The organism is Brachybacterium fresconis, from assembly GCF_017876515.1.
Lineage (GTDB): Bacteria > Actinomycetota > Actinomycetes > Actinomycetales > Dermabacteraceae > Brachybacterium > Brachybacterium fresconis.
Window position 1 is genome coordinate 2,508,620 of sequence record NZ_JAGIOC010000001.1, and the last position, 24,109, is coordinate 2,532,728.

Annotated in this window: 17 protein-coding genes; 1 reads left to right on the forward strand and 16 read right to left on the reverse strand. The window is 71.3% G+C overall.

Annotation, left to right across the window (positions count from 1 at the left end):
- Positions 1 to 63: 63 nt before the first annotated feature.
- Positions 64 to 1,893: an HNH endonuclease gene (locus JOF44_RS11285; RefSeq protein WP_209891121.1), complete on the reverse strand. Its 1,830-nt coding sequence runs from the start codon at positions 1,891 to 1,893 to the stop codon at positions 64 to 66.
- 442 nt (positions 1,894 to 2,335) lie between these two features.
- Between JOF44_RS11285 and JOF44_RS11290 the strand changes: the two genes are divergently transcribed.
- Positions 2,336 to 2,824: a glutathione peroxidase gene (locus JOF44_RS11290; protein WP_209891125.1), complete on the forward strand. Its 489-nt coding sequence runs from the start codon at positions 2,336 to 2,338 to the stop codon at positions 2,822 to 2,824.
- A gap of 117 nt (positions 2,825 to 2,941) precedes the next feature.
- On the opposite strand, the gene JOF44_RS11295 is transcribed toward JOF44_RS11290, so the two are convergent.
- From JOF44_RS11295 to JOF44_RS11365, 15 genes are all read right to left on the reverse strand, one after another.
- Positions 2,942 to 4,885, reverse strand: coding sequence for a serine hydrolase domain-containing protein (locus JOF44_RS11295; protein WP_209891128.1), 1,944 nt, complete (start codon positions 4,883 to 4,885; stop codon positions 2,942 to 2,944).
- 93 nt (positions 4,886 to 4,978) lie between these two features.
- Positions 4,979 to 7,192, reverse strand: a complete 2,214-nt coding sequence (locus JOF44_RS11300) for a dipeptidyl-peptidase 5 (protein ID WP_209891131.1) — start codon at positions 7,190 to 7,192, stop codon at positions 4,979 to 4,981.
- Between the two features lie 103 nt (positions 7,193 to 7,295).
- On the reverse strand, positions 7,296 to 8,171 hold the full coding sequence (locus JOF44_RS11305; protein ID WP_209891134.1) for a PhzF family phenazine biosynthesis protein: 876 nt from the start codon (positions 8,169 to 8,171) through the stop codon (positions 7,296 to 7,298).
- A 53-nt stretch (positions 8,172 to 8,224) separates the two neighbouring features.
- Positions 8,225 to 9,646: an MFS transporter gene (locus JOF44_RS11310; RefSeq protein ID WP_342591762.1), complete on the reverse strand. Its 1,422-nt coding sequence runs from the start codon at positions 9,644 to 9,646 to the stop codon at positions 8,225 to 8,227.
- Positions 9,647 to 10,037: 391 nt separating this feature from the next.
- Positions 10,038 to 10,433 (reverse strand): cation:proton antiporter, encoded by a 396-nt coding sequence (locus tag JOF44_RS11315; protein ID WP_209891139.1) that lies wholly within the window; start codon positions 10,431 to 10,433, stop codon positions 10,038 to 10,040.
- Entirely contained in the window at positions 10,430 to 10,690 is a 261-nt protein-coding gene (locus JOF44_RS11320) for a monovalent cation/H+ antiporter complex subunit F (RefSeq protein ID WP_209891142.1), read from the reverse strand. Before JOF44_RS11320 ends, JOF44_RS11315 begins: the two co-directional genes overlap by 4 nt.
- Entirely contained in the window at positions 10,690 to 11,148 is a 459-nt protein-coding gene (locus JOF44_RS11325) for a Na+/H+ antiporter subunit E (RefSeq protein ID WP_209891145.1), read from the reverse strand. The genes JOF44_RS11320 and JOF44_RS11325 overlap by 1 nt, the downstream gene beginning before the upstream one ends.
- Entirely contained in the window at positions 11,145 to 12,689 is a 1,545-nt protein-coding gene (locus JOF44_RS11330) for a monovalent cation/H+ antiporter subunit D family protein (RefSeq protein WP_245348925.1), read from the reverse strand. The genes JOF44_RS11325 and JOF44_RS11330 overlap by 4 nt, the downstream gene beginning before the upstream one ends.
- Positions 12,686 to 13,015 (reverse strand): sodium:proton antiporter, encoded by a 330-nt coding sequence (locus JOF44_RS11335; protein ID WP_209891148.1) that lies wholly within the window; start codon positions 13,013 to 13,015, stop codon positions 12,686 to 12,688. The genes JOF44_RS11330 and JOF44_RS11335 overlap by 4 nt, the downstream gene beginning before the upstream one ends.
- The gene (locus JOF44_RS11340) at positions 13,012 to 16,056 is read right to left on the reverse strand and encodes a DUF4040 family protein (protein ID WP_209891151.1); all 3,045 of its coding nucleotides are present in this window, start codon (positions 16,054 to 16,056) and stop codon (positions 13,012 to 13,014) included. Before JOF44_RS11340 ends, JOF44_RS11335 begins: the two co-directional genes overlap by 4 nt.
- Positions 16,057 to 16,291: 235 nt before the next feature.
- Entirely contained in the window at positions 16,292 to 18,343 is a 2,052-nt protein-coding gene (locus JOF44_RS11345) for a PhoX family protein (protein WP_209891154.1), read from the reverse strand.
- Positions 18,344 to 18,496: 153 nt separating this feature from the next.
- On the reverse strand, positions 18,497 to 18,910 hold the full coding sequence (locus JOF44_RS11350) for a universal stress protein (RefSeq protein ID WP_209891157.1): 414 nt from the start codon (positions 18,908 to 18,910) through the stop codon (positions 18,497 to 18,499).
- Between the two features lie 85 nt (positions 18,911 to 18,995).
- Positions 18,996 to 20,450, reverse strand: coding sequence for an APC family permease (locus JOF44_RS11355; protein ID WP_209891160.1), 1,455 nt, complete (start codon positions 20,448 to 20,450; stop codon positions 18,996 to 18,998).
- A gap of 124 nt (positions 20,451 to 20,574) precedes the next feature.
- The gene (locus JOF44_RS11360; protein WP_209891162.1) at positions 20,575 to 22,248 is read right to left on the reverse strand and encodes an LssY C-terminal domain-containing protein; all 1,674 of its coding nucleotides are present in this window, start codon (positions 22,246 to 22,248) and stop codon (positions 20,575 to 20,577) included.
- A gap of 79 nt (positions 22,249 to 22,327) precedes the next feature.
- Positions 22,328 to 23,986, reverse strand: coding sequence for a DHA2 family efflux MFS transporter permease subunit (locus tag JOF44_RS11365; RefSeq protein WP_209891166.1), 1,659 nt, complete (start codon positions 23,984 to 23,986; stop codon positions 22,328 to 22,330).
- Positions 23,987 to 24,109: the final 123 nt, after the last annotated feature.

Here is a 24,109-nt window from a genome sequence, read left to right on the forward strand (position 1 = left end):
GATGTCGATCGTCGCCTCGATCCACGCGCCGCATCCAGCCGCCTGTCGTCCCTGGTCAGCTGGTCAGTGTTCGTCGTCGGCGTCCTGACGCGTCGAAGCCCGTCGCTTCCTCGCGGTTCGCCTTCGCGGGGACGTGATCCCGGGGTTGCCGGGCCCATCGGCGGCCGGCTCGGTCCTGGACACCGTTCCGCTCGTCCTGTCATCCCCGTGCGCGGATCGTCCGCGCCTCGAGCGCTTCGTCAGAAGGCGACGGGCTCGTTCGCGATCCGCTGTCATCCTTCTCGTCGATCGGGGCGGGCGACGAGTCGAGCCGGCACCGCTGCCAGGCCCGACGTCGCTGTCGAGGTCGACGTCACTGTCGAGGCCGACGCTGTCACCGGCCAGGTCGGGCCCGTCACGGTCACCGGCCCGGTCAGGGTCGATTCCGGTCCGACGCTCGGGGGTCACCAGCGGCCGCGGTGCCGTCACCCGGGTGACGCCGGAGTGTCCGGTCCAGGCCACGCGGTGCCCCGGCCGCTCGGGGTCGTCGCGGCGCTCGACGAGGAGGGTGCTGTCCTCCTTCTGATTGCAGTGCCCGCAGGTGTCCTGGCCGTTGTCCACGGTGGTGGGGCCGCCTCGGGCGTGCGGGGTGATGTGGTCGCTCTGGCGGCTCTGCGCATTGCAGAACGGGCCACGGCACGAGGTGTCACGCCAGGTCAAGAAGCGAGCCATGGCGGGCGGGAAGGCTCGTGCGCGGGATTCCACGGCGACCAGCTCCCCCGTCGTGGGATGCGTGTAGAGGCGGCGGATCACGGCTCGTGCCTGAGGACCGTCGGCCCCCAGGGGATCCTGATCGGCACCCGTGGGCGGGGCGGTGGCCGCACGCAACTGCGCCCGCACTGCCTCGGCGGGAACCGGGCCGTAGCCGGTGATCTGCGCCGCGTCTCCGACATCGGGGCGGAACAGGGCTCGATCGGTGATGATCACGCCGACGTCGAGCTCCACGGATTCCATCGCGTCGTCGCGCCCGAGCACGGTGTCGACCAGGACATCGGCGGCGAGCGCGCCATGGCCCTGGTCAGCACCCTCGGCGCGGCGGCGCTCGGCCTCCAGGGAGATGCGCTTGTTCATCAGGGCGGCGTCGATGGCCGGGACGTGCGCGGTCAGGTTCGCCATCCCGTGCTGTCCCGGGGTGAGCGTCACGCTCCGCTGCGTCCGCGCCTTCTGGTGGCGCACGGCAGCGCCCTCGGGATCCAGCTCCGTGATGGCCGTGGCCACCTCGGCCCGCCAGTCCCTCACCCCTGCGGCATCGAGGTACGGCAGGCGCTCGCCCAGGATCGCGTCGACCTCGCGGCGCTGGTCGTCATCGAGCACCGAGGTCGCCCCGGAGACCGCGTACGCGGCCTGCGCGGAGACCTTCCGGGTCGCCAGCGCGGTGAACATGGTCGGCATCGACGACACCAACCGCCGCGCGGAGGCCAGCGAGCTGCCCGCCGCCGACGGGGAGCACCGGGTGATGAGCGAATGGTCCTCGCGTGCGATCCGGTGCGCCTGCTCCCCCAGAACCTTCGGGGAGGGGACGGCGGAATCCTCGTGAGCGGCCTTGTCGTGGGCGGCATTCGTCATGTCGCGGCGGGTGACCTCGTCGAGCGCGACCACCGTGCGCGCCTCCAAGGCGTCCTGCGCACCACGGATCACCTGCTCTGCGTGCATCAGGTGCACGGCGCTGCTGCGGGCCATCCCGCGCGTCTCGAACAGCTCTCCGGGGTCCTTCGCGAGCTCTTCGAGAAGGTGCCCGACATCCCCGAGCAGCCGTGCCAGACCCTCGATCCCGATCGCGCGCACAGCCTCCGGCGACCACGAGGAGTCGGGAAACTCCTCCGCGGCCTCCGGAGCGTTCTTCGCGTTCGACATGATCCGATTCTCGCGGAACTCTCACTCGAACACAATGCCTTCTGGCGACTGTGGATGACTTCGACAGACACCAGGCCAGGCAGGATGCAGAGCCCACACTCATTCCCGCTCCACACCCGTGGCCAGCGCATCTATCCGATCGGTCGTCACGGGAAGCCTTTGCCATCCACCTATTGTTCGATGAATGTGGAAAACACGCTACTGTGGAGGATCGCCCATTTTTCATACGCCGTACTTCGGCACCCACAAAGGTACCTCGAGGGTCCGACACGCGAAGCAATTCCCGCGATCATTGTGGACGGACGGCGTGCTGCATGGCCGAGACGGTGCAGAGAGTCGCCCTGTCACGTCCGGTGTGGTGCCCGGCCACCGCGCAGCGCAGCGCTCCCCTCCACGACCATCCGAACCGCCCCGCCGCCACGCGGAGGGCCACAATGGACCCATGACGACTCTCGCCGACTTCACCGCGACCACGATCACCGGGAAGCACAAGGACCTCGCCGACTACACGGGATCCGTCGCACTGGTGGTCAACACCGCCAGCAAATGCGGCTTCACCCCGCAGTACGCGGGGCTGCAGGACCTCTACGCGCGCTTCCACGAGAGGGGGCTCACCGTCCTCGGCTTCCCCTGCGACCAGTTCATGCACCAGGAGCCGGGCAGCGAGTCGGAGATCGTCGAGTTCTGCTCGGTGAACTTCGGCGTCGAGTTCCCGATGTTCGCGAAGGTCGAGGTCAACGGCGAGGGGGCGCACCCCCTGTACCAGTGGCTCACCGGAGCGCACGGAGACATCCCGGCCGAGCCGATCGGCTGGAACTTCACCAAGTTCCTCATCGGGCGCGACGGGAGCGTGCGAGGCCGCTACGCCTCGGACGTCGAGCCCGCCGACATCGCGGAGGACATCGAGAAGGAGCTGGCCGCGGCGGCCTGACGCTCACTCGCCCGACGGGGCGCGGCACCCGGCAGGAGTGCGGCACCCGGCAGGAGTGCGACGTCCGGCTGGAGGCGGCCCGGGCAGCGCCACGGCGCCTCGATGGACACAGGGGGCTCAGCCCTCCCGCGTCCAACCCTCGGCCACGACCTGGTCGCGATCCGCGGGGCGATCCGTGTCCAGCACGTTCTGCGATCCGTCGCTGACCCGGAACCGGCCCACCCAGGCACCGAGACCGCGCGTCGAGCGGTCGGTGGTCAGCGTCAGCCGCACCTCGACCTCGCCGCTCATCGCCTCCGTGCCGTGCACCAGCGGGAACGTGCCGTCCCAGCGCTCGCGTCGGCCCCATCCGGTGATCTGACCGTCCGCGATCGCGACCGGCTCCTGGTGGCGCGCCTCGAGCATCCCGGCCAGCGGCTTCCAGGTGGTGCCCTGATCGGTGGAGGCCTCGACGGCGAGCACGTCGTACGCCGTCTCGAGATGCGCGAAGAGGTCCAGCCGCAGGTGCGGGCCGGGGGTCCGGTGCTGCGGTCCGCCCCCGGAAGCTCCGTTACCGGACGCTCCGCCACCCGACGAGCCACCCCCGGATCCGCCATCCGCGCCCGTGGCCGGCAGCTGCGCTCCCGCGCTCAGCGTCGCGGTGGTCGCGTCCTCGCCCCCGGCGTGCCAGCCTCCGCGCAGCGCGGACGGCACCACCCCCAGGGCGCGGGCCACGCAGGTGGAGACCTCGCGGCGGGTGACCGAGGTGGAGGACCATTCGCGGGTGGGATGCACGGAGTTCGCCAGCATGATGACGATCGTGTCGGTGAGCGGGTCGATGACCAGAGATGTTCCCGTGAACCCGGTGTGGGTGCCGCTGTAGGGGCTGGTCAGCCCGGCGTGGTAGAACCAGGCCTCCAGCTCGGGGCCGAGCCCGCGGCGCGCCCCGCCCACTCCGGTGATCTCCACGATCCGGTCGGTGTACATCTCCTGGACGGTCTGCCGCTGCAGGATCCGGGCGTTCCCGTAGCGTCCGCCGCCCAGGAACATCTGCCCGAAAACCGCCAGGTCCCGCGCGGTGGAGAACACGCCGGCATGCCCGGCGGCACCGCCCAGGGAGTAGGCGTTCTCGTCGTGGACCCGGCCGTGCACGAGCTCCTCGTAGTACGCCTCGTACTCGGTCGCTGCGATGCGTCCGCGCAGCGAGGCCGGCGGGTTGTACATCGTGTCGTCCATCCCGAGCGGAGCGGTGATGTGCTCGTGGACGTACTCGTCCAGACCCTGTCCCGAGAGCTTCTCGACGACCAGCCCCAGGGCGATCAGCCCCAGGTCGCTGTAGACGTAGGCCGTGCCGGGCGGGGCGTCGGGCGGCACCGTCAGGGCGGCCTCGATCCGCGAGGGCACGTCGGGGTGGGCGGAGTAGAGGTTGATCCAGGCCGGCAGTCCGGCGGTATGGGTGATCAGATGCTGGAGGGTGACCTGCTCCTTGCCACCGGCCGCGAAGGCCGGCAGGTGGGAGGCGACGGTGTCGTCGAGCGCCAGCGCGCCCTGCTCGACCAGCTGCAGCACCGCCGTCGCGGTGAAGATCTTCGAGATCGAGGCGAGGTCGTAGATCGTGTCGGTACGGGCCGGGATCCACTGGTCCTCGGGCAGCTGCTCACTCGCGTTCTTCCAGCGCAGCGCGTACCCGTCGGCGTGCTCGGAGGCGATGCCCGCCTGGGAGGCGACCAGCACGGACGCCCCGGAGAAGCGGGGCGGGTCGAACTCCAGGCCGGCCCGGACGATCCCGGGCAGCTCCTGGAGCACCGCGGCGTCGAGGCCGACGGACTGCGGCACGGCATCGCGCAGCGTGCGGCCGGACCGCTTCCGGTCCCAGGGGTGGCGGTGCGGCTGCCCGCGGCTCCAGCTCGGGGCGGAGCGGGCGGACCGCTGTGAGGGAGACTCCTTGCGCGGAGCCGGGTCGCCCCGGTGCGGCGCCGGGTCGCCTGCGGCGAACGCGGCGGCGGGGAGGCCGACGGCGGTGGTCGCGGAGGCCAGGGCGGCGGCGGTCAGGCCGGTCCGACGGGTGATCTCGGGGTCCATGAGGCTCCTTCGCAGCAGGGCGTCCAACGTATCGACGCCCGCGGCGTCGGACAAGCATCTGCGCGCCCCGAGGACCCGTCCGTCCTCACCGGCTCAGTCCCGCTCCAGCTCGAGCACCGGGACGCACGGCGGGCTGAAGCCCAGCACCTGGCCGTAGAACGACAGCGTCGACTCGGTGGCACGGATGATCGAATCGGCCCGCCGGAACCCGTGCTGCTCCCCCTCGAACAGGAGGTAGGCGTGCGGAATGCCCTTGGCGGCGAGGGCATCGCGGAACAGCTCGGACTGGCTGGGCGGGACGATGCGGTCCTCGTCCCCCTGCAGCAGCAGCACCGGGACGTCGAGCTCGTCGACGTGGCTGAGCGGGGCCCGCTCGACGTACAAGTCGCGCCGCTGGGGGTAGGGGCCGACGAGGCCGTCGATGTAGCGGGACTCGAAGTCGTGGGTGTCCAGGCGGAACGCCTCGAGCTCGGCGACCCCGAAGCTCGAGGCGCCCGCGGCGAAGGTGTCGGTGCGGGTGAGGCAGGCCAGCGTGGTCCACCCGCCGGCGCTGCCGCCCTCGATCGCGAGTCGTGCCCCGTCGGCGATCCCCTCGCGGACGAGGTGGTCCATCACGGCGACGGTGTCGGCCACGTCGACCACGCCCCACTGACCGCGCAGGCGGTCGCGATAGGCGCGGCCGTAGCCGCTCGAGCCGCCGTAGTTCACGTCGACCACGCCGAGCCCGCGGGAGGTGTAGTACGCGGTCGGCAGCGACAGCACCGGCGAAACGTGCGCGGTGGGGCCGCCGTGCACGCGGGCGATGAAGGGCGGGAGCTCCCCGTCGCGTCCGGCGAGGCCGTCCTGGTGGGGTCGGTGGACGATCGCGTGCACCACGCCGCCGTCCGACTGCGGCACCTCGATGCTCTCGCCGCGAGGCAGCACCGAGGGGTCCGGGGCGTCATCGCGCGAGGAGCGCAGGAGGGTGAGCGGGGACAGGGCGGGGCCGGGCGGGTCGGCGCGATCGACGGGGCCGGCCGCATCGGCCGGGCCGACGGGCTCCCGGGAATCGGCGCCGTCGGCCGGCAGCGACAGCCGCGCGGCGTGGATCGCGCCGAAGCGGGTGGGCGATGAGCCGGCGAGCAGCAGCAGCCCGTCGGCGCGCAGCTCGGCGGCGATGAGCTGCGTGAGCGGGCACTCGAGCTCCGTCAGGTGCCCGTCGCGGATCCGCAGCAGACCCAGGCCCGTGGCGGCGCGCCCGTACTGGACCAGGGCCAGGTCGGGGCCGAGCACCTGGTACCAGGTGGCCCCGAGCGACCACAGCGGGCCGGCGAACTCCTGGTCGAGCTCGAGCACCTGGCGGGCCCCGTCGTCGGCCGAGAACACCCAGGGGTTCCACCACCCCGAGGCATCCGAGAGGAACATCAGGCGCTGGTCGTCGAGCCATTCGGGCTGCATCACCGAAGTCTCGGCGTCCCCGGCGACCACGTCGCCCCGCCCGGCGCTTCCCGCCAGCAGCGGGGCGACATGGAGCTCCGTGCCGTCCCACGGCATCTGCGGATGCTCCCAGCTCAGCCAGGCCACACGGGTCCCGTCGGGGCTCACGCGCGGGTGGGCGACGAAGCGGGTGGCGGGGGTGACGCGGCGCAGGGCCGTCGGGTCCTCGGCGGCCGAGCCGTCCAGCGGCACGGCCACGATGCAGCGCTCGATGTGCGGGGCGCCGTCCTCGTCGAGTCGCGGGCCCTGCTCCCCGCCGGTGTGGTCCTCGCAGACCCACCAGACCTCGGCCGTGCCGTCGGCGAGGGTGACCGGCGTGGGCTCGGCCCAGCGCAGGGACGGGCCGTGGGCGGCGTCGACCTCGGGGCCGACGGGCGTGAGCGGCCGCGGCCGCTCGCCTTCGCGGACAGCGTGGACGCGCTGGTCCTCGAAGTTCACGAAGACCACGAGCGGCGGGCGCGAATCCTGGCCGCCCGACGGGGCGGGATCCGGATCGTCCGGTGCGGCGGGATCCGGATCGTCCGGCACCACGGCCCAGCTCGCCCCGCCGTACTCGTGCACGCGCGAGCGGGCGTTGAAGGGCGCGGGCAGCACGGTGATCGGCGCCGGCGGGGCGTGCTCCTCCGTTCCCTCGCCGCCGAGCGTCCCGGGCACGGCGACCGGTCCGTCGGTGCGCACGATCGCCTGCCGACCACCCTCGGTCGCGACGCCCTCGGTCCACCACACCTGATCGCCGACCAGGCGGGGCGCGCTGAGCCGGGTGCCGCCCGTGGCGAGCAGCTCGGCGGAGATGGGCGAGGGCCAGGAGCCGTACGGCAGTGTCGTCACCATGAGGACAGGGTATGCATGGGAGCGCCTCGGAACCTGCGGAATGTGGACAGCAGACGCTCACCGGCTCGAGCGAGCACGCGCGAAGCACGCCGCCGTCGACTGCTCACACCAGGATCGATCCCTCGACGGTGAGCACCGTCGCCCCGCCGATCCAGATCGTGGCGTCGGCGTCGACCTGCACGTCGATGCGGCCTACGCGGCCCAGAACCGTGCCCTGCGAGACCGTCCAGCGCGTCGGCATGCCGCCGCGCTCCAGCAGCCACTGGGCGATACCTGCGTTGAGGCTGCCGGTGACCGGGTCCTCGACGCCGCCGAGCGTGAAGGCGCGGACCTCGTAGAGCGGGCCGGCGGTCCCGTCGGCCGGACCGGCCGCGGCGCCGGCGGAGCCGTGGCGCCCCACGACGCCGAGCTTCGCATCCGTCATCCCGGCGAGATCCGGGGACAGCGAGAGGACCTGATCGGCGGATTCCAGCTCCAGCACCCTCCAGCCCGGGCCGTTGTCGACCCAGGCGTGCCCGAGCACCGACGAGCGCGTCACCCCCAGTGCCGACGCGAGCTGATCCACGTCGGCCTCGTCGAGAGGGCCGCTGCGCAGGAGCGCCGGGGCGGCGAAGGCGAGCCGGCCCCCGTCGCGGCGCACCGTGATCAGCCCCGCCGCGCACTCCTGGACGATCCGCTCCCCCGCCGGGATGCCACCGGCCTCGAGCCAGGCGCGCGCGGTGCCGAGGGTGGGGTGCCCGGCGAAGGGGAGTTCGCCCGACGGGGTGAAGATCCGTACCCGGTAGTCGGCCTCGGTCGAGATCGGGGGCAGCAGGAAGGTGGTCTCCGAGAGGTTCGTCCAGCGCGCCACCCGCTGCATCTCCTCCTCGGTCAGCCCCTGGGCATCGAGCACGACGGCCAGCGGGTTCCCGCGCTGAGGTCGGTCGGCGAAGACGTCGAGCTGGGCGAATCGACGTGCGATGGGCGCGGCAGGAGACATGGCACCCATGCTCCCACCGCGCCGTTCGCACGACAGCGCAGCGGATCAGGCCATCAGCGGCCGCACTCGTCCAGCGCCTTGTCCTCGGCCCTCATCACCTCGATGCCGTAGTCCGAGGGCTCGGACTCCGGGATGTCGGTGCCGCCGAGGTTGGCGCCCGCTGTCTCCTTGAGGAAGAGCAGCGCGACCATGCCGACCACACAGCCGATCATCACGTAGACCGCCGGGAACTCGAGGAACCCGGTGGACTTCACGACCGCCTCGTTCAGCGGCGCGGCGGTGCCCCCGAAGATCGAGGTGAACACGTTGTAGGTGACGGCGAAACCGGCGAAGCGCACGTGCGCCGGGAACATCGCCGGGAACGTGGCCGAGATCGTCGACAGCTGCGGGATGTACAGCAGGCCGAGCACCGCGAAGCCCAGGATCGCGAACCCGAAGTTCAGGCCCATCAAGGCGTACATCGGCACCGCCATGAGGAACAGGCCGATCATCGAGAACCACCACATCTTCTTGCGGCCTATTCGATCCGACAGGGACCCGCAGAACGGGATCACCGCCATCATCGCGAGCTCGCCGATCAGGATCACCATCAGCGACTCGTTGTTCGTGAGATGGATCTTGGTCTCGAGATAGCCGGGCATGTAGGTCAGCAGCGTGTAGTTCGCGATGTTCAGCGGGATCACCAGACCGGACATGACCAGGATCGTCTTCCAGTACTTCACGATCAGGTCGCGCAGGCCGTGGGTCGCGCTCTCCTCCGACTCGCCGGCCTCCTCCAGGTCCTGGAACACCGGGGTCTCGTCGAGCCGGGATCGCAGGTACAGCCCGATCAGGCCGAGCGGGGCGGCGACGAAGAACGGGAGCCTCCAGCCCCATGCCATCATCGCGTCCTCGCCGAGGACCAGCTGCAGGATCAGCACCACGACAGTGCCGAGGGCGAAGCCGCCCAGGGTGCCGAACTCGAGGAAGCTGCCGTAGAGGCCGCGCCGCTTGTCCGGGGCGTACTCGGCCATGAACGTCGCCGCGCCGCCGTACTCGCCGCCGGTGGAGAAACCCTGCACCATGCGCAGGACGGCGAGCAGGATCGGTGCAAGGACGCCCACCTGTTCATAGGTCGGCAGCACGCCGATCAGGAACGTCGCGGCCGACATCAGGATGATCGTCAGGGCGAGCACGTGCTTGCGGCCCAGGCGGTCGCCGAGCGGTCCCCAGACGAAGCCGCCGAAGGGGCGGGCGAGGAAGGAGATCGCCAAGAAGGCGTAGGTCCAGAAGAGGGCGGACTCCCCCTCCGGGAAGAAGTGAGCGGCGATATAGGTGGCCACCACCGCGTACGCGCCGTAGTCGTACCACTCGGTGGCGTTGCCCATCGCCGAGGCGGCGACCGCTTGGCGGATCGTCCGACGGGGAGGGAGGTCTTCGAAGGCGGTGGCCTCCGAGGCGGAGGGATCCGGGGCTGGAGCAATGGGTGTCGTCACGGTCGGAACTTCCCGTTCATCGCAGAACGTGCCTCGGCACGCTGTGGCGGCGCTCCCGGGGGCGTGGGGAAGTCGCCCGACACTCCGGGAGCGGCCGGTGGCAGGCAGCCACCGGACGGTCGGCGCGCTCGCCCTCGGGACCGTGCGGTCTCGGGCGGGCACCTCGCCGAAAAACAGCAAAACGTTACGCAGTCCGCGACTCACGGGCCAGCTGAGACGGCAACGGACCCCGCGTACATGCAGGTCACGAGAGCAGTTGCCCTGCAGTTACCATGTGGTAGACCCTCAATCGGCGACGGCGAGGCGGACGTTCGTCGTGACCATCAGGGCTCCCGGAGGGACCGTTCCGAGCGACTTCCCGACTCCGCCGTCCCGCCTCGGGGCACAGCGCTCAGCGATCACCTCGGGCGCGGTCCCGCGCCTCCTCGGCCGGGGGCCGGGCCAGGTCCTGCGGATCCGTGCGCGGGTCGACCGGATTCCCCGAGAGGTAGGCCGCCCGTGCCAGCGCGTTCGACGCCACGGAGGAGACGAGGATCAGTGCGACCACGGTCAGCAGGGTCTTCAGCAGGACTGCGATCTCGAACCCGTCCTCCCAGGTGTGATCCAAGAAGGCCCCGAGGACGATCATGGGGAGCCCCAGCCCGGTGGCCGGGGAGAACACGTTGATCCGGCTCAGCGCGTCATGGACCCGGAACATCGACAGCGCGGCGGTGAGGATCCAGAACGCCCCGCCCAGCAGCAGCACGGCGATCAGCACGCTCATCACGACGTCGAGCACGGCGTTCATCGCCGACCCCGCGTGAGGATGCGAGCCAGTGCCACCGTGGCGAGGATTCCGAGCAGCGCGGCGATCAGCGCGGCATCGACGGCCGCGGCGGACTCATTGAGCAGCCCGAGGAGCACGATCACCGCGATGGCGGAGAAGTACACGAGATCGCCGACGATGGCACGGCTCGCGGGATCGGAGGCGGTCGCCACGCGGGTCAGGCCCACGAGGACCGCCGCCGCCAGCATCAGCAGGGTCACCCACAGCACGACAGCCATCACTCCTCCTCCTGCTCGCCACGGTTCTCGTACTCGTCCATCAGTCGCAGGCCGTGCCCGTCCGCGAACTCCTCGTCCGGGCCGTTGCGCCGACTGATGGGGGTCCCTTCCGCTCCATGGCGCCCGCGGGTCGCCCGCAGCAGACGGTCCTCCATCTCCGTGAGGTCGGCGACCACCTGTTCACGCCCCTCGGCGAACACCGCGTGGACGAACAGACTGGCCGGCTCCCGCAGCGTCCCATGGGCCGTCCCGACCACCAGCGTGCCCGGTGTGATCGTGATCGACGATGCCATCGCGGTGATCTCCAGATCCGTCTCCGCCCGCAGGCGGTACTCCACGATCGCCGGCGAGGTGCGATCGCGCCTGCTGTAGGTCGCCGCCGCCACGGCGACGGAGCCCCGGAGAATCTCCCCGACGATCCAGCTCACGTAGCTCACGAGATACCACAGGCGGCTCATGCCCCGGTCACCGCCTCCACGTACGCGGGGACGTCCAGCAGTCCGGTGGCCGCCGCATCCATCGTCGGCAGCACCGCGCCGATGCCGACGAACATCGCCACGGACAGTGCGAGCATCGCCGCCCCGGGACCGAGGAGCCGCCATGGCACCGTCGTCCCTTCGGGCAGCGCCGTCTCCGGTGCGCGACCCACCCGCGCATCATCCGGGCGATAGGTGTTCAGGTCGCCGCCCCATGCCGTACCGCGCCACAACCGCTGCAGCCCGAGCAAGGAACCCACCGAGGCCACCAGCACCGCGATGATCGCCGCCCAGCCCAGCACGGTCTGGCCGGTCACCACCTGCTCCGCCGATGCGCGCAGCAGACCCACCTTGCCCCACAGGCCCGATGTCGGCGGCAACCCGGCGAGACTGAACAGGCCGAGCGCGAGGACGACCATCACCCATGGATCACGGCGTGCGAGACCCCGCAGGTCCCGCAGCCGGCCCGAGCCGTAGGTGTGCTCCACGGCACCGATCGTCAGCAGCAGGGCCGCCATGGTCACCACGTGGTGGACGAGGTAGAGGATCCCGGCCGACAGGGCCACGTGGGAGAAGAGCACCAGGCCCAGCAGGATGTGCCCGACGCCCGTGATCATCTGATGACCCATGGCCGTGCGAACGCGCGAGGCTCCCGCAGTGGCGAAGGCACCCACCAGGATCGTGATCACCACGAGCACGGCCAGCACGGCTGCGAACGGCATCCCGTCCGAGAAAGTGACGGCGACGATGCGGAACATCGCGTACAGCGCGACCTTGGTGTGCAGGGCCGAGAACAGGGCCATGATCCCCGCCGACGTGCCCGGATACGCACGCGGCAGCCAGGAGTGCACGGGCACCAGGCCCGCCTTGACGGCCAGGGCCAGCAGGACGACGGCCAGCGCGGCCGCGGTCGTCGGGCTTCCGCTGCCGGCATCGGCCAGCATGGCCAGGTTCACCGTCCCGGCGGTGCCGTACACGAAGCCGACACCGATCAGCAACAGGGTCGACGTCAGCAGATTGACCAGCACGAACAGACGACCGATCCCCAGGCGACGCCACGATCCGGTCACCGCGATCAGCGCGTAGGAGGGCATCAGCATGACCTCGACCCATACGAACAGGTTGAAGAGGTCGCCGGTGAGCAGCGCACCGTTGACGCCCGTGGTCAGCAGCAGCACCAGGGGTGGCACGAAGCGGTAGCGGGACTCGCCCGTGAGCACGAGGAACACGCTGGCCGCGAGTGTCGAAACCGCCGTCACCAGGAGCATCAGCGCGGTGAAGGGGTCGGAGACGAACGGGATCGCGAGCACCTCGGCGAAGCCGCCCACGGAGTGCGCGAGCACCGGTTCGGTGCGGTGGGACAGCAGCAGGAGGACCGCCCCGGCCCCGATGGCGACGGGCACCGCCAGCAGCAGGGCGTTCTCCAGGACGCGGCGGCGCACGATGGCCAGCAGGGCGGCGCCCAGCAGGGGCACCACCACGAACAGAGGCAGCAGGGCGGGATCCATGACGAGTTCCCTCATTCGCGCGTCTCCCCGGTCTCCGGGTGATGGGCCATGTCGTCCTCGCGGCCGATCACGGCCAGCGCCAGCATGAACACGGTGACGGCCATCGAGATGACGATCGCGGTGAGGACGAAGGCCTGCGGGAGCGGATCTGCCATCTCCGCCCGCGAGGAGACGTCCGTCAGCGGCTCGGCGCGCCACCCGGGGACTCCCATGGTCAGCAGCGTGAAGTTCGCGGCATGGCTGATCAAGGTCATGCCGAACACTGCGCGCACCATGTTGCGCTGCAGGAGCAGATACACCCCGCCCATGACCAGGACGCCGATCGTCGCGCTGATGATCATCGGCGACCACTCTCCTTCGGCCGGGTGCCGGTCGACAAGTGCGAGGTGCCGGCGCCGACCCGCCGACGCCGTGGTGCGGGCTCGCCGCGTGTGGTCTCCAACGGTCCCGGCAGCTCACCCTCGACGGTCTCATCGGTGCGCTCGCGGGTCTCCTCGCCGTCGTCCGCGCTGCCGGAGGACGCCGACGTCCCCAGCAGGTTCACCGCCACCGTCACCAGGCCCAGCACCGCGAGGTACACCCCGGCGTCGAAGATCATCGAGCTGGTCAGGTGCACTCCCAGCAGGTAGCCGTGCAATGGCTCGAGGAACCCGTCCCCGAGGAATCCGAGGATCCCCCCGCCGACGGCCACCACGACACCACCGCCGATGAGGAGCAGCGGGAGACGGGGAGGACCGACCTGCCTGTCGCGCGAGGTGGACAGGTACAGCAGAGCGACGATCGCCGATCCCACCAGGGCGGCGATGAAGCCGCCGCCGGGTGCGTTGTGCCCGCGCAGGAAGAGCATCGCCGAGATCACGGCGAGGATCGGGGCGGTGACCCGGACCATCATCTGCAGCGCTGCGGAGTTGCCCCATGCGGAGGTGATGGCGCGGTGCGCCGACGTCCCCTCCTCGCGCAGCGCCAGCGGCGCCTCGGCACCGGGGCGGTCGTCGGGGTCGATGAACCGGTCGCGCACGCTCGAGAGCACGGCCACGATCGCGACGCCCGCCATGCCCAGCACGGACAGCTCCCCCAGGGTGTCCAGCGCACGGAACTCCACCAGGATCACGTTGACGATGTTGTGGCCGCCGCTGATCTCCTCGGTGCGGGCGATGTAGTACTCCGCGACCTCGCTGCGTCCGCGTCGCCCCGCGAACAGGAAGGTCCCGCCGGCGGCGGCGAGCCCGGCCAGCACAGCGATCAGCAGGGTGCCCGCGCGGCGGGGACGAACGGGAGCATCGAACCGCCGGGGCAGCTTCTGCAGCACCAGCATGATCACGATGATCGTCAGCGATTCCACCAGCAGCTGGGTCAGCGCGACATCCGGTGCCCCGAGGGCGAGGAGCTGGACGGTGACCAGGATCCCGACCGCCGAGAGGGCGACCGTCGCCGCGAGGCGGTCACGCCGGGTGCACACGAGGACGACGGCGCTGAGGATCAGCACCAGCAGCACGGCGTCGATCGGGCGGTTGAGCCCGGGCGTGAGCGGGTCCAGGTCACCGGCGAGCACGGCGAAGGAGGCCAGGACCACCGTCGCGAAGGCCACGAGGATCGCGCCGAGGTGACGCAGCGGGTCGTCCGAGGCGATGGGCCGCACCAGCTGCGCGGCGAGACGCTCCGCGAGACGGTCCACGGCGCCCAGCACGCGGGCTCCGTCGTACGGGAAGACGCGGGCCTCGAGGATCGGCAGCAGCCGGCGACGTCCGAGAGCGATCGCGGCGCCGAGCACGATGACGCCGACGGTGAGCCCCAGCTCGAGTGTGAGCCCGTGCCAGAACGCGAGATGCGGGTGCACCTCGGCACCGCCCAGGGCGGCCCCGACAGCGCGGCCGACGGGAAGGTCCAGCACGCCGACCACGACGGCGAGCGGCAGCCCCGCGGCGATCGGCAGCGCTGCCGACCAGAGCATGATCGGATCGGCGCGATGGGCGTACGCGGCGTCGGTGATCGCTCCGGAGGAGTCCGTCCCGTCAGCACCGGCCGACTCCCGCCCCGCATCCGCGGGGGTCAGGGCGCCCTCGTCCCGGCCGTCGACGAAGGCCCCCAGCACGATCTTCGCGCAGTAGGCGAAGGTGAGGACGCTCGCTCCGGCGATTCCCAGAGCCACCGCCCAGGGGACCCAGGACGGGCCCCCGGCGTCCAGGGCGCCGGTCAGCAGCGACTCCTTCGAGACGAAACCCAGCATCGGCGGCAGACCCGCCATCGACAGGCAGCCCAGCAGCGTCACCGCGAAGGCTCCGGGCATTCTCCGGGCCAGTGCCGGCATACGGCGCAGCTCCCGGGTGTGCGCCGCGTGGTCGACGACGCCCACCATCATGAACAGGCCCGACTTGAACAGCGCGTGCGCGATCGTGTGCAGGACGGCGGCGAGGAGCGCCGCCTCGGTGCCGACACCGATCACGGTGACGATCAGGCCCAGCTGGCTGACCGTCGAGTAGGCCATGAGCTTCTTGAGGTCGCGCTGCTGCAGCGCGAGGAACCCGCCGACGAAAGCCGTGACGAGACCGGCCAGCACCAGCAGGACGTTCCAGGCGAGGACGTCGTGGAAGGCAGGGCTGAAGCGGAGCAGCAGGAAGATGCCGGCCTTCACCACCGCCGCCGCATGCAGGTAGGCCGACACCGGGGTCGCGGCGGCCATGGCGTCGGGCAGCCACACATGGAACGGGAACTGAGCCGACTTGGTGCAGGCGGCGAGTGCGACCAGCACACCGACCAGCGTCGCGAAGCCCGGGTCACGTGTCCAGACGTCCGCCGCCAGCACCTCGCTGATCGACGTCGTGCCCAGGCGCATCACCATCAGCGAGACGGCCGCGAGCAGGGACAGGCCGCCGAGGAAGGTCACCAGCAGTGTCCGCATGGAGGCCGCTTGCCCCGCCGTCCCCGAGCGGGCGATCAGCAGGAAGGAGGCGATCGAGGTCAGCTCCCAGCAGATGAACAGCAGCACCAGGTCGTCGGCGAGCACCAGAGCCACCATCGACAGGGTGAACAGGGTCATTCCCCAGGAGAAGCTGAGCTGGCGACCCCGCTCCAGGTATCGGGCGGAGTACGCGAGCACGACCGCGCCGATCACCAGCGCGATCATGGCGAACACGAGCCCGACGCCATCGGCGCGCAGCGCGAACTCGACACCCCACTGCGGCGCCCAGGGGGCGGAGAAGGCGGCGGTGGGATCGTCGTCCGCGCCGGAGAGCACCGCGGACGAGGCCGGGACCAGCGCTCCGGCCGCAAGGAGGTACATCGCCGCCAGCGCCCAGCAGGCCGATCGGCCCAGCACGCGATCCAGGACGGGGGTGACCACGACGGCCACGAGGAGGATGAGCACCGTCCACAGCACCGACATGGTCAACGCCCCTTCGCGGGGTCGCTGGACTGGCGGGGGCGGGGCATGCGTCTGATCCTACCGAGCGGCGCGCACCGGCCAAAGCCGGCGTCGCGTCGACGCCTCTCGCGCGCGCACGCGAGAGAAACTCGCCACGGCAGCGTGGGGACCCCGGGTGGATGTGCGCAGGATCACCTGCTGCACGGGACCCGGGGCCCGAGCGGGCGGCCTGGACCCAGCGCCGACCCGCGCCGCGTCACGCCGGGAGGACCTGGACCACGGTGGGGCGGGGCCCCGTGCCGTCGTAGTCCGGGAAGTGGGAGGTGTGCGCGCCCCACTCGCCGTCCTCGCCGGGGTGCTGCACGGAGACGAAGGCGCTGCGATCCTCGTCCCGGACGATCGGGCCGCAGGTCTCGGCCTCGCGCGGGACGGCGAGGAACTGCTCGACCCGTCCGCGGGCGTCGCCCTCGAGGGTCACGCGGAACAGTCCGTCGTTGTAGCCGATCCCGTCCGGGGCGCCGTCGGTGGAGATCCACAGGTTGCCCACCGAGTCGAAGGCCAGGTTGTCGGGGCAGGAGATCGGCGAGACCTCCTCGGGGGCGAATCCGGAGAAGTAGGTCTGGTCGCCCTGCGCGGGGTCCCCGCAGACCAGCAGCAGGTTCCAGGCGAAGGTGGTCGAGGTCTGGTCACCCTGCTCGTCGATCTCCACGACGTGGCCGTCGCGGTTCTCGGCGCGCGGGTTCATCTCGTCGACGGGGGCCTCGCCCTCCGTGCCGCGGCCGTCGTTGTTCGTGCAGGCGACGTACACGCGCCCGGTCGCGAGCGAGGGCTCGACGTCCTCGCAGCGGTCCATCTTCGTCGGGCCCACGAGGTCGGCGGCGAGGCGGGTGTGGACCAGCACCTCCTCCAGGGTGAAGCCCTCGACCTGCGAGGCGCCGTCGAGCACGAGCGGCAGCCACTCGCCCGTGCCGTCGAAGGCTCCGTCGGCGGGGACCGCGCCGGACCCATCGATCTCTGCCGCCGGCGAGTTGCCGGTGAACTTCGCGACGAACAGGTCGCCGTCCTCCAGCAGCGTCTTGTTGTGCTCCGTGTCGCCCTCGACGTAGGTGTCGCGAGAGACGAACTTGTACAGGTAGTCGAAGACCTCGTCGTCGCCGGAGTAGGCCACGGCGCGGCCGTCCTCGGCGAGGATGACGTTGGCGCCCTCGTGCTTGAAGCGTCCCAGCGCGGTGTGCTTGCGGGGCGTGGACTCCGGGTCGAAGGGGTCGACCTCGACGATCCACCCGAAGCGGTTCGGCTCGTTCCGGTGGTCTTCGCCGCGGGCGTCGAAGCGCTCGTGCGCCGCCTCCCAGTTCCGCGCCGTCGCCTCGTCGGCCAACCCGTAGCGCTTGTCGGCCTCGGAGGTGCCGGCGGCGCGGAAGTAGCCGTGGAAGTTCTCCTCGCCCGAGAGCAGCGTGCCCCAGGGGGTGAGACCGCCGGCGCAGTTGCCCAGGGTGCCCAGCACGGTGCGCCCCTCCGGGTCCGCGGCGGTGCGGGTCAGCTCGCTGCCGGCGGCGGGGCCGGTGAGCGCGAACTCGGTGTCCAGGAGGATGCGTCGGTTCAGCTCCCCGTCGCGGACGTACGTGTAGGGCTCCTCCGCGCTCTCGCGCTGCAGCTCGACGACCGTGAGCCCGTGGGCGGCCATGCCGATCTCCATCGCGGCCGCCTCATCGGTCTCCGGCGGCAGCATGATGTTCTCGTTCGTGTACTCGTGGTTGACGAACATGACCGCGCGCTTGCCGTCGCTGTCGGGGATCTCCTGGATCTCCGTGTAGTCGTTGTTGTAGCCGAACTGGCGCTCCTGGGCCTCGGCGCTCTGGGCGTTCCAGTCGAAGTCCGGGGCGTCCTCGAACAGCGGATCGCCCCAGCGGATGATGGGATGCCAGGCGAAGCCCTCCGGGACGGTGAACTCATCGGTCTCGAGGTCGACCGGGGCGATCGCCTCGAAGCCCAGGGCGCTCCCGTTCGGGGCCGCGCCGCCGCCCGCACCGGAACCGCTTCCCCCGTCCGACGCCCCGGACCCGCCGCCGGAGGGGTTCGAGCAGGCCCCCAGCGTGCCGGCCAGCGCGATCGCGACCGCGCCGCTGGTGCCGCCCAGCATCCTGCGGCGGGTCAGCGCGGCGGAGGCGATGTCGCGGAACCTGGAGTTGTCCGAGTGGTTGCACGGGCCGGAGGCGCACTGGTTCGCGCACTTGAGCGCGCAGGTCACCGCGGAGCGCTTGCCGCGCACCGAGTCCTTCATCAGCAGCGGGAGGTCGATCAGGGTCATGGGGCGGTGTCCTTTGCTGTCGCACGGGCATGCGCCCGCAGCGGCGGGCACAACGACCCGACGATGTCTCAGCATCATGACCCGGTGCCCACCCCCGGGTGACGTCGGCGTGAACTCCCGGCATCGCACCGGGACCTCAGCGCGCGGCGGGCCTCAGAACCGCGTGGGCGCCACGAAGGTGTCGGGCTTGACCAGCACCACCGGCACCGGCGACTCGATCGCCACCCGCTGCGAGGTCGAGCCCAGCAGGATCTTCCCGATCGGGGTGCGGCGGCGGATGCCGAGCACCACCAGGTCGACCCTGTCGTGCTCGACGGCGTCGAGGATGTCGTCGGCCGGGTCGTCGCGCCGCGGCACCGTGCGCAGCTCGTGCTCCAGACCGGTCTCGGCCAGACGCTCCTCCAGGGAACGCTTGTCAGTCACTCCACGAGCCTTGCGCGGATCGGGAGCCCGCTCGGAGGCGAGCACGAGCAGGCCGGCATCGCGCCGCTGCGCCTCCTCGACGGCGAAGGCGAAGGCGGCCTCGCTGGTGGCGCTCGGGACGTAGGCCAGCAGGATCGTGGTCATGGCATCTCCCTGGAGGGTCGATCGATGGGGTCGGGGCTCGGATGCTTCTCGGGGGCGGGGCCGGACGGGGCTCGGGACGGGCCGCTCAGGACTTGCCGAGGTCGTCGGGGTGGCGGAACCGGGTGCGACGGGCCTTCACGGCGCTGTTGTAGAACCAGGTGATCAGGTACAGCACCAGACCGATGGCGAGCAGGCCGCCCGCGATGACGTAGTTCTGCGTCGGCTGGGCGATCGGCGAGACCAGCGCGAAGGAGGTGAGCGCGCCGATCACGGGCAGCACCGTGGGGGTCCGGAAGTGCTTGACGTCGACCGTGTCCTTGCGCAGCACCAGCACAGAGATGTTCACGAGACCGAACACCGTCAGCAGCAGCAGGGCGGTGGTCCCGCCGAGTGCGGAGATCGTCTCCTCGGCGAGCACGTAGCGCACGGTCAGCACCAGGGCGATCCCGAGGCCGGTGGAGAACAGGATGCCGGCCCAGGGAGTGCGGCGCGTGCGGAGCACGCCCTTGAGGAAGCCGGGCAGCACGCCCTGCTTGGCCATGCCGTACAGCAGGCGCGAGGCCATCATCATGTTGATCAGCACGGTGTTGGCGACCGCGAAGATCGAGATGAACGCGAAGATCGTGTCGACCGGGACGCCGGGCGCACCGACCTTGACGACCGTCAGCAGCGGGGTCGAGGCCTCGGTGAGCTGGCCGATCGGGACCACTGCCACGGCGACCACGGAGATCAGCACGTAGACCACGCCGGTGATCGACAGGCCGCCGATGAGCGCCCGTGGGAAGTTCTTGACCGGGTCCACGGTCTCCTCGGCCATGTTCACCGAGTCCTCGAAGCCGACCATCGAGAAGAACGCGAGGGCGGTGGCGGCGACGACCGCCATCAGGAAGCCCTTGTCCCCCGGGGTCTCGAACAGGACGACGCGGGAGAAGTCCGCCTTGCCCTCGGCCATCGCGAAGAAGCCGACGAGCACGACGAGGATGAGACCCGTGAGCTCGATGCAGGTGAGAATCACGTTGGCCTTGACCGACTCGGAGACGCCGTAGAGGTTGATCAGCGCCACCAGGCCCAGGAAGACCAGCGCGATCGCGGTCGCGGTCCCGGCGGTGGCTCCGCCCAGGGCGTCCTCCAGCTGGAAGGCCTTCAGGACGTTCTCCGCGAGGAAGATCGAGCTGGTCGAGGCGGAGGTGATGCCCGAGGACAGCACGGCGAAGGTGACCATGAAGGTCACGAAGTGGACTCCGAAGGCCTTGTGCACGTACAGCGCGGCCCCGGCGGCCTGCGGGTACTTGGTGACCATCTCGACGTAGGACAGGGCCGAGACCATCGCGACGGCGAAGGCGACGATGATCGGGATCCAGCCCGCACCGCCCACCTGGCCCGCGACCTTGCCGGTCAGGGCGTAGACACCCGTGCCGAGGATGTCGCCGACGATGAACAGCAGCAGGAGCTTGGGCGTGATCGCCTTCTTCAGCGCCGGCTGGTCCGACGGGCCGGTGCCGTCGGGTGCGGTGGGGGCGGCCTCGTGCGACTCGCTCATGGGATCCTCCCGGGACGGGGATACGTGCACACCGTTCCGGGCGGCATCGAGCTCTCGGTGAGCGTCGTTGCTCTCAGGGGACCCATGAGCGGTTACCGGGAACCCTATCGCGTCGTGCCGCCGCTCACACCCCACGACCTGCGCGGACAGTCCCGGTGTCCGGGGTGCCCGTCGGGTCGGCGCCCATCGGCCCGTCATCGTCCGGGCCCGCGGACTCTGCACCCGACGACTCCGCACCCGATGCGCCCGTCGACCCGGCGTCCGAGGATCCTGCCTCGAGCTCGCGGGTGGTGAGCCGCACGGTCTGCACCCACTGCCGCGAGGCGTCCGAGCTGATCGCGAGCACGCCGATCGCCGAGGCCCCGGCCCCCACGAGCAGCGAGTGCGCGACGTCGCCGGTGGTCGAGGTCGCCACCACCAGCCGTGCGACCGCGTCGACCGTGAACAGGGCCATGAGCGCGATCCGGGCCCAGCGGCTGCGGCGCAGCACTCCGACCAGCAGTCCCACGAGCACGAGCGCGAACCCGGAAGCCAGGTACACGCTGTTGCCCTCGGGCAGGATCAGGGAGGCATCGGCGTACCAGGACGTGACGTCCACGCCCAGCAGGCGGGAGGCCCACTGCGCGATCACCAGCGCGGCCTGCAGCAGCACCAGCGCCCCGGTGAACACGAGCGTCGGCGGCGGAAGGTGGTGATCCGTCGCGCGCGAGATGATCTCGTGGACGTCGTCGACCGTGCCGTGCCACTGCGCGGAGAGCTCGTCGCCCAGCTCCGCCCGGTCACCGCCCCGCAGGCGGGCCGCGGACAGTGCCGACTGCGCGGCGGCGCGGGCACGGGCCTTCATGACGGTGTTCCCCGTCGGCCGGTGCCGCGGCAGCATCAGGGCGCTGGCGCCGTCGGAGCGGGAGGCGGCGCCCGCGACGTCGAGCACGGGCAGGTGCCCGTCGGTGCGGAAGCGGTCGCCCTGCCCGTTGCGGTCGTGGTAGGCGGTGGCGAACTCCTCGATCACCTCGACCGGGATCTCCGGATCCCCGTAGCGCACCGTGTCGATGAGGAAGTCGCGCTCGACGTCGATGTTCTCGTCGATGCGGTGGGTGATCTGCAGGGTGAAGAAGGAGAAGCCGACGGCGCGGTCATAGGTGCCGGCGGCCACCCAGTCGGCGCGGAAGCCGCCCGGCAGGCTGAGGTCCGGGGGCAGTCGCCAGAAGCGCACATGGTGGCGCTTGGTGGTGGTCCCGCCGACCTCCTGCTGATAGGTGAAGTCGTGGCGACGACCCATGAGGTACAGGTCGGAGACCGGGGCGGCCGGGAAGGAGCGGCGCAGCAGCGTGGAGCGGACCATCTGCCAGGCCGAGGACAGCGTGCGCTCCTCGGCGAGCACCCAGCCCGCGCGGCGCATCGCCACGTGCAGATCGGCCTCGGGGCCGTCGACGGCGAGGTTGATGGGGTCCGAGAGCACGCCCTCGGTGGTGCGGGTGCGCCCGAAGAAGTAGTCCGGCAGGTAGATCCAGGTCATCAGCTGATGCAGGCGCGGCAGCGTGATGTACGTCAGCAGTATCCAGAAGCCGACCAGGTACAGCAGTCGCACCGGGGTCAGGGAGAAGCCCTCGACCAGGTACAGCAGGGCCAGCCAGACCGAGACCACGACGCCGGCGACGATGAACAGGGTGTCCAGCAGGCCGTACAGCTCGACGCGGCGGCCCGCGGGGTCGTGGCCGCTGGCGTGGTCGTAGGAGGGGCGCGTCGCGGGGATCGGGCGTTCGAGGGGCCGCCTGCGCGCCTCGCGTGCCGGTGTCATCGGGTGCGCCCCGGGCTCCACGACCTCATGCGCCCATCGTAGAGGGGAGGCCGACGTCGGCTCCCAGGGACTGCGTGGCTCAGGAGCTCCGAGGGGCCGGGGCGACCCGCGTCGCCCGGCTGACGACGATCGCTCCGACGAGCCCGAGCAGCAGGAAGCCGGCGGACCCGGCCATCGCGATCCGCGTCCCCTCGGTGAACACGGTGCTGAGCTGGTCCAGGGTCCCGCTCGGCGCCTGCTGGGCCCGCAGCTGCGGCAGGATCGACCCCGCGGAATCGGTCAGGGTCCGCCCGAACTGCGTGGCCTGACCGCTCAGCGTGTCCAGGCGCGCCGTCAGCCCGACGGCGAGCATCGCCCCGGCGACGGCGGTCCCCAGCGCGGTGCCGAGCTGGCGGACCGTGGACTGCGTGGCCGAGCCCTGCCCGGACTGCCCGGCGGGCACCGGGGCGAGGACGGTCGAGGTCAGCTGGGCCGAGGCGAGACCCAGGCCCAGCCCGTAGATCACGAGGATCCCGACGATCAGGAGGACGGGCGTCGTCGGCCGCAGCACCACGGAGAGCGCGCCGACGCCGAGGATCTCCATGCCGAGCCCGACCAGCACGGTGCCAGGAGCCCCGATCGCGGCGGCGAGGTGACGGGCGAGCATTCCCGACAGGAACGCTCCCCCGGCCATGGCCGCCAGCACGAGCCCGGCCTCGAGGGTGCCCAGCGCCCGCACGTCCACCAGGTACAGCGGCAGCACGAACAGCAGACCGAATTCGCCGATCGCGACGGTGCCGGCGGTGAGGTTCCCCCAGGCGAAGGCGGGCAGGCGGAACAGATCCAGGTCCAGCAGCACCGCACGTCCGGAGCTCGCACGATGCCGCTCCCACAGCACGAAGGCACCGAGCAGGATCACCCCCGCGAGCAGGAAGAACGGGCTGAGCGAGAGCCCGGCCGGACCGTGGAGCTCCGCGCCGCCCAGTGTCAGCGGAGCCTGCTCCTGCCACCAGCCGAGCGTGGTCGCCTCGACGATGCCGACAACGAGCGACCCGAGTGCCAGGGCGCTGAGCACGGCGCCCAGGACGTCGACGCCTCGGGCGCCCGCCTCCTCCCGCGACTCCGCGACCCACCGGACGGTGCCGACCAGCACCGCGAGGCCCACGGGGAGGTTCACCAGGAAGATCCAGGGCCAGGAGAAGGAGCTGGTCAGCCAGCCGCCGAGCAGAGGGCCGAGGGCCGCCGCCCCGGCCATGACCGCGCCCCACACCCCGAAGGCGGCCGCGCGCTCACGCCCGCGGAAGGTGGCGTTCACGCTCGAGAGCGTCGAGGGGAGGATGAGCGCGCCGCCGACTCCCTGCAGCAGGCGGGCCGCGATCAGGGTCCCGGCCCCGCTCGCCAGCGCCGCGAGGACCGAGGCCACGAGGAAGATCGTGACGCCCACCAGGAGGAGCCGGCGCCTGCCCACGCGGTCCCCCAGGCGTCCGGAGATGAGCAGCAGAGCGGACAGCACCACGGCGTAGCTGGTGGTGACCCACTGGGCGCTGGTGAGGTCCAGGGAGAGGTCCGTGATGATCGTGGGCAGGGAGACCGCGACGATCGACCCGTCGATGACGATCAGCGCGAGGCCGGCGGCGAGGACGCCGAGGGCCTTCCACCGGCGCGGGTCGGGGGCGGGGGCCGGGGTGCCGGCGGCAGGTCGGGACGCGGCGGCGGCCGGATCGGTCGCCCCGCGGCGGTGGGGGCGTGAGTTCGTCATGACCCCAGTTTATGACGCGCCGTCAGATCCGTACATCCATCGATGAGTTGATCCCGGCGATGGCCGTGAACGTACGAGCGAGGCCGAACGGGGGCCGGCGTTCTAGGCTGGGGGCTTCCGACG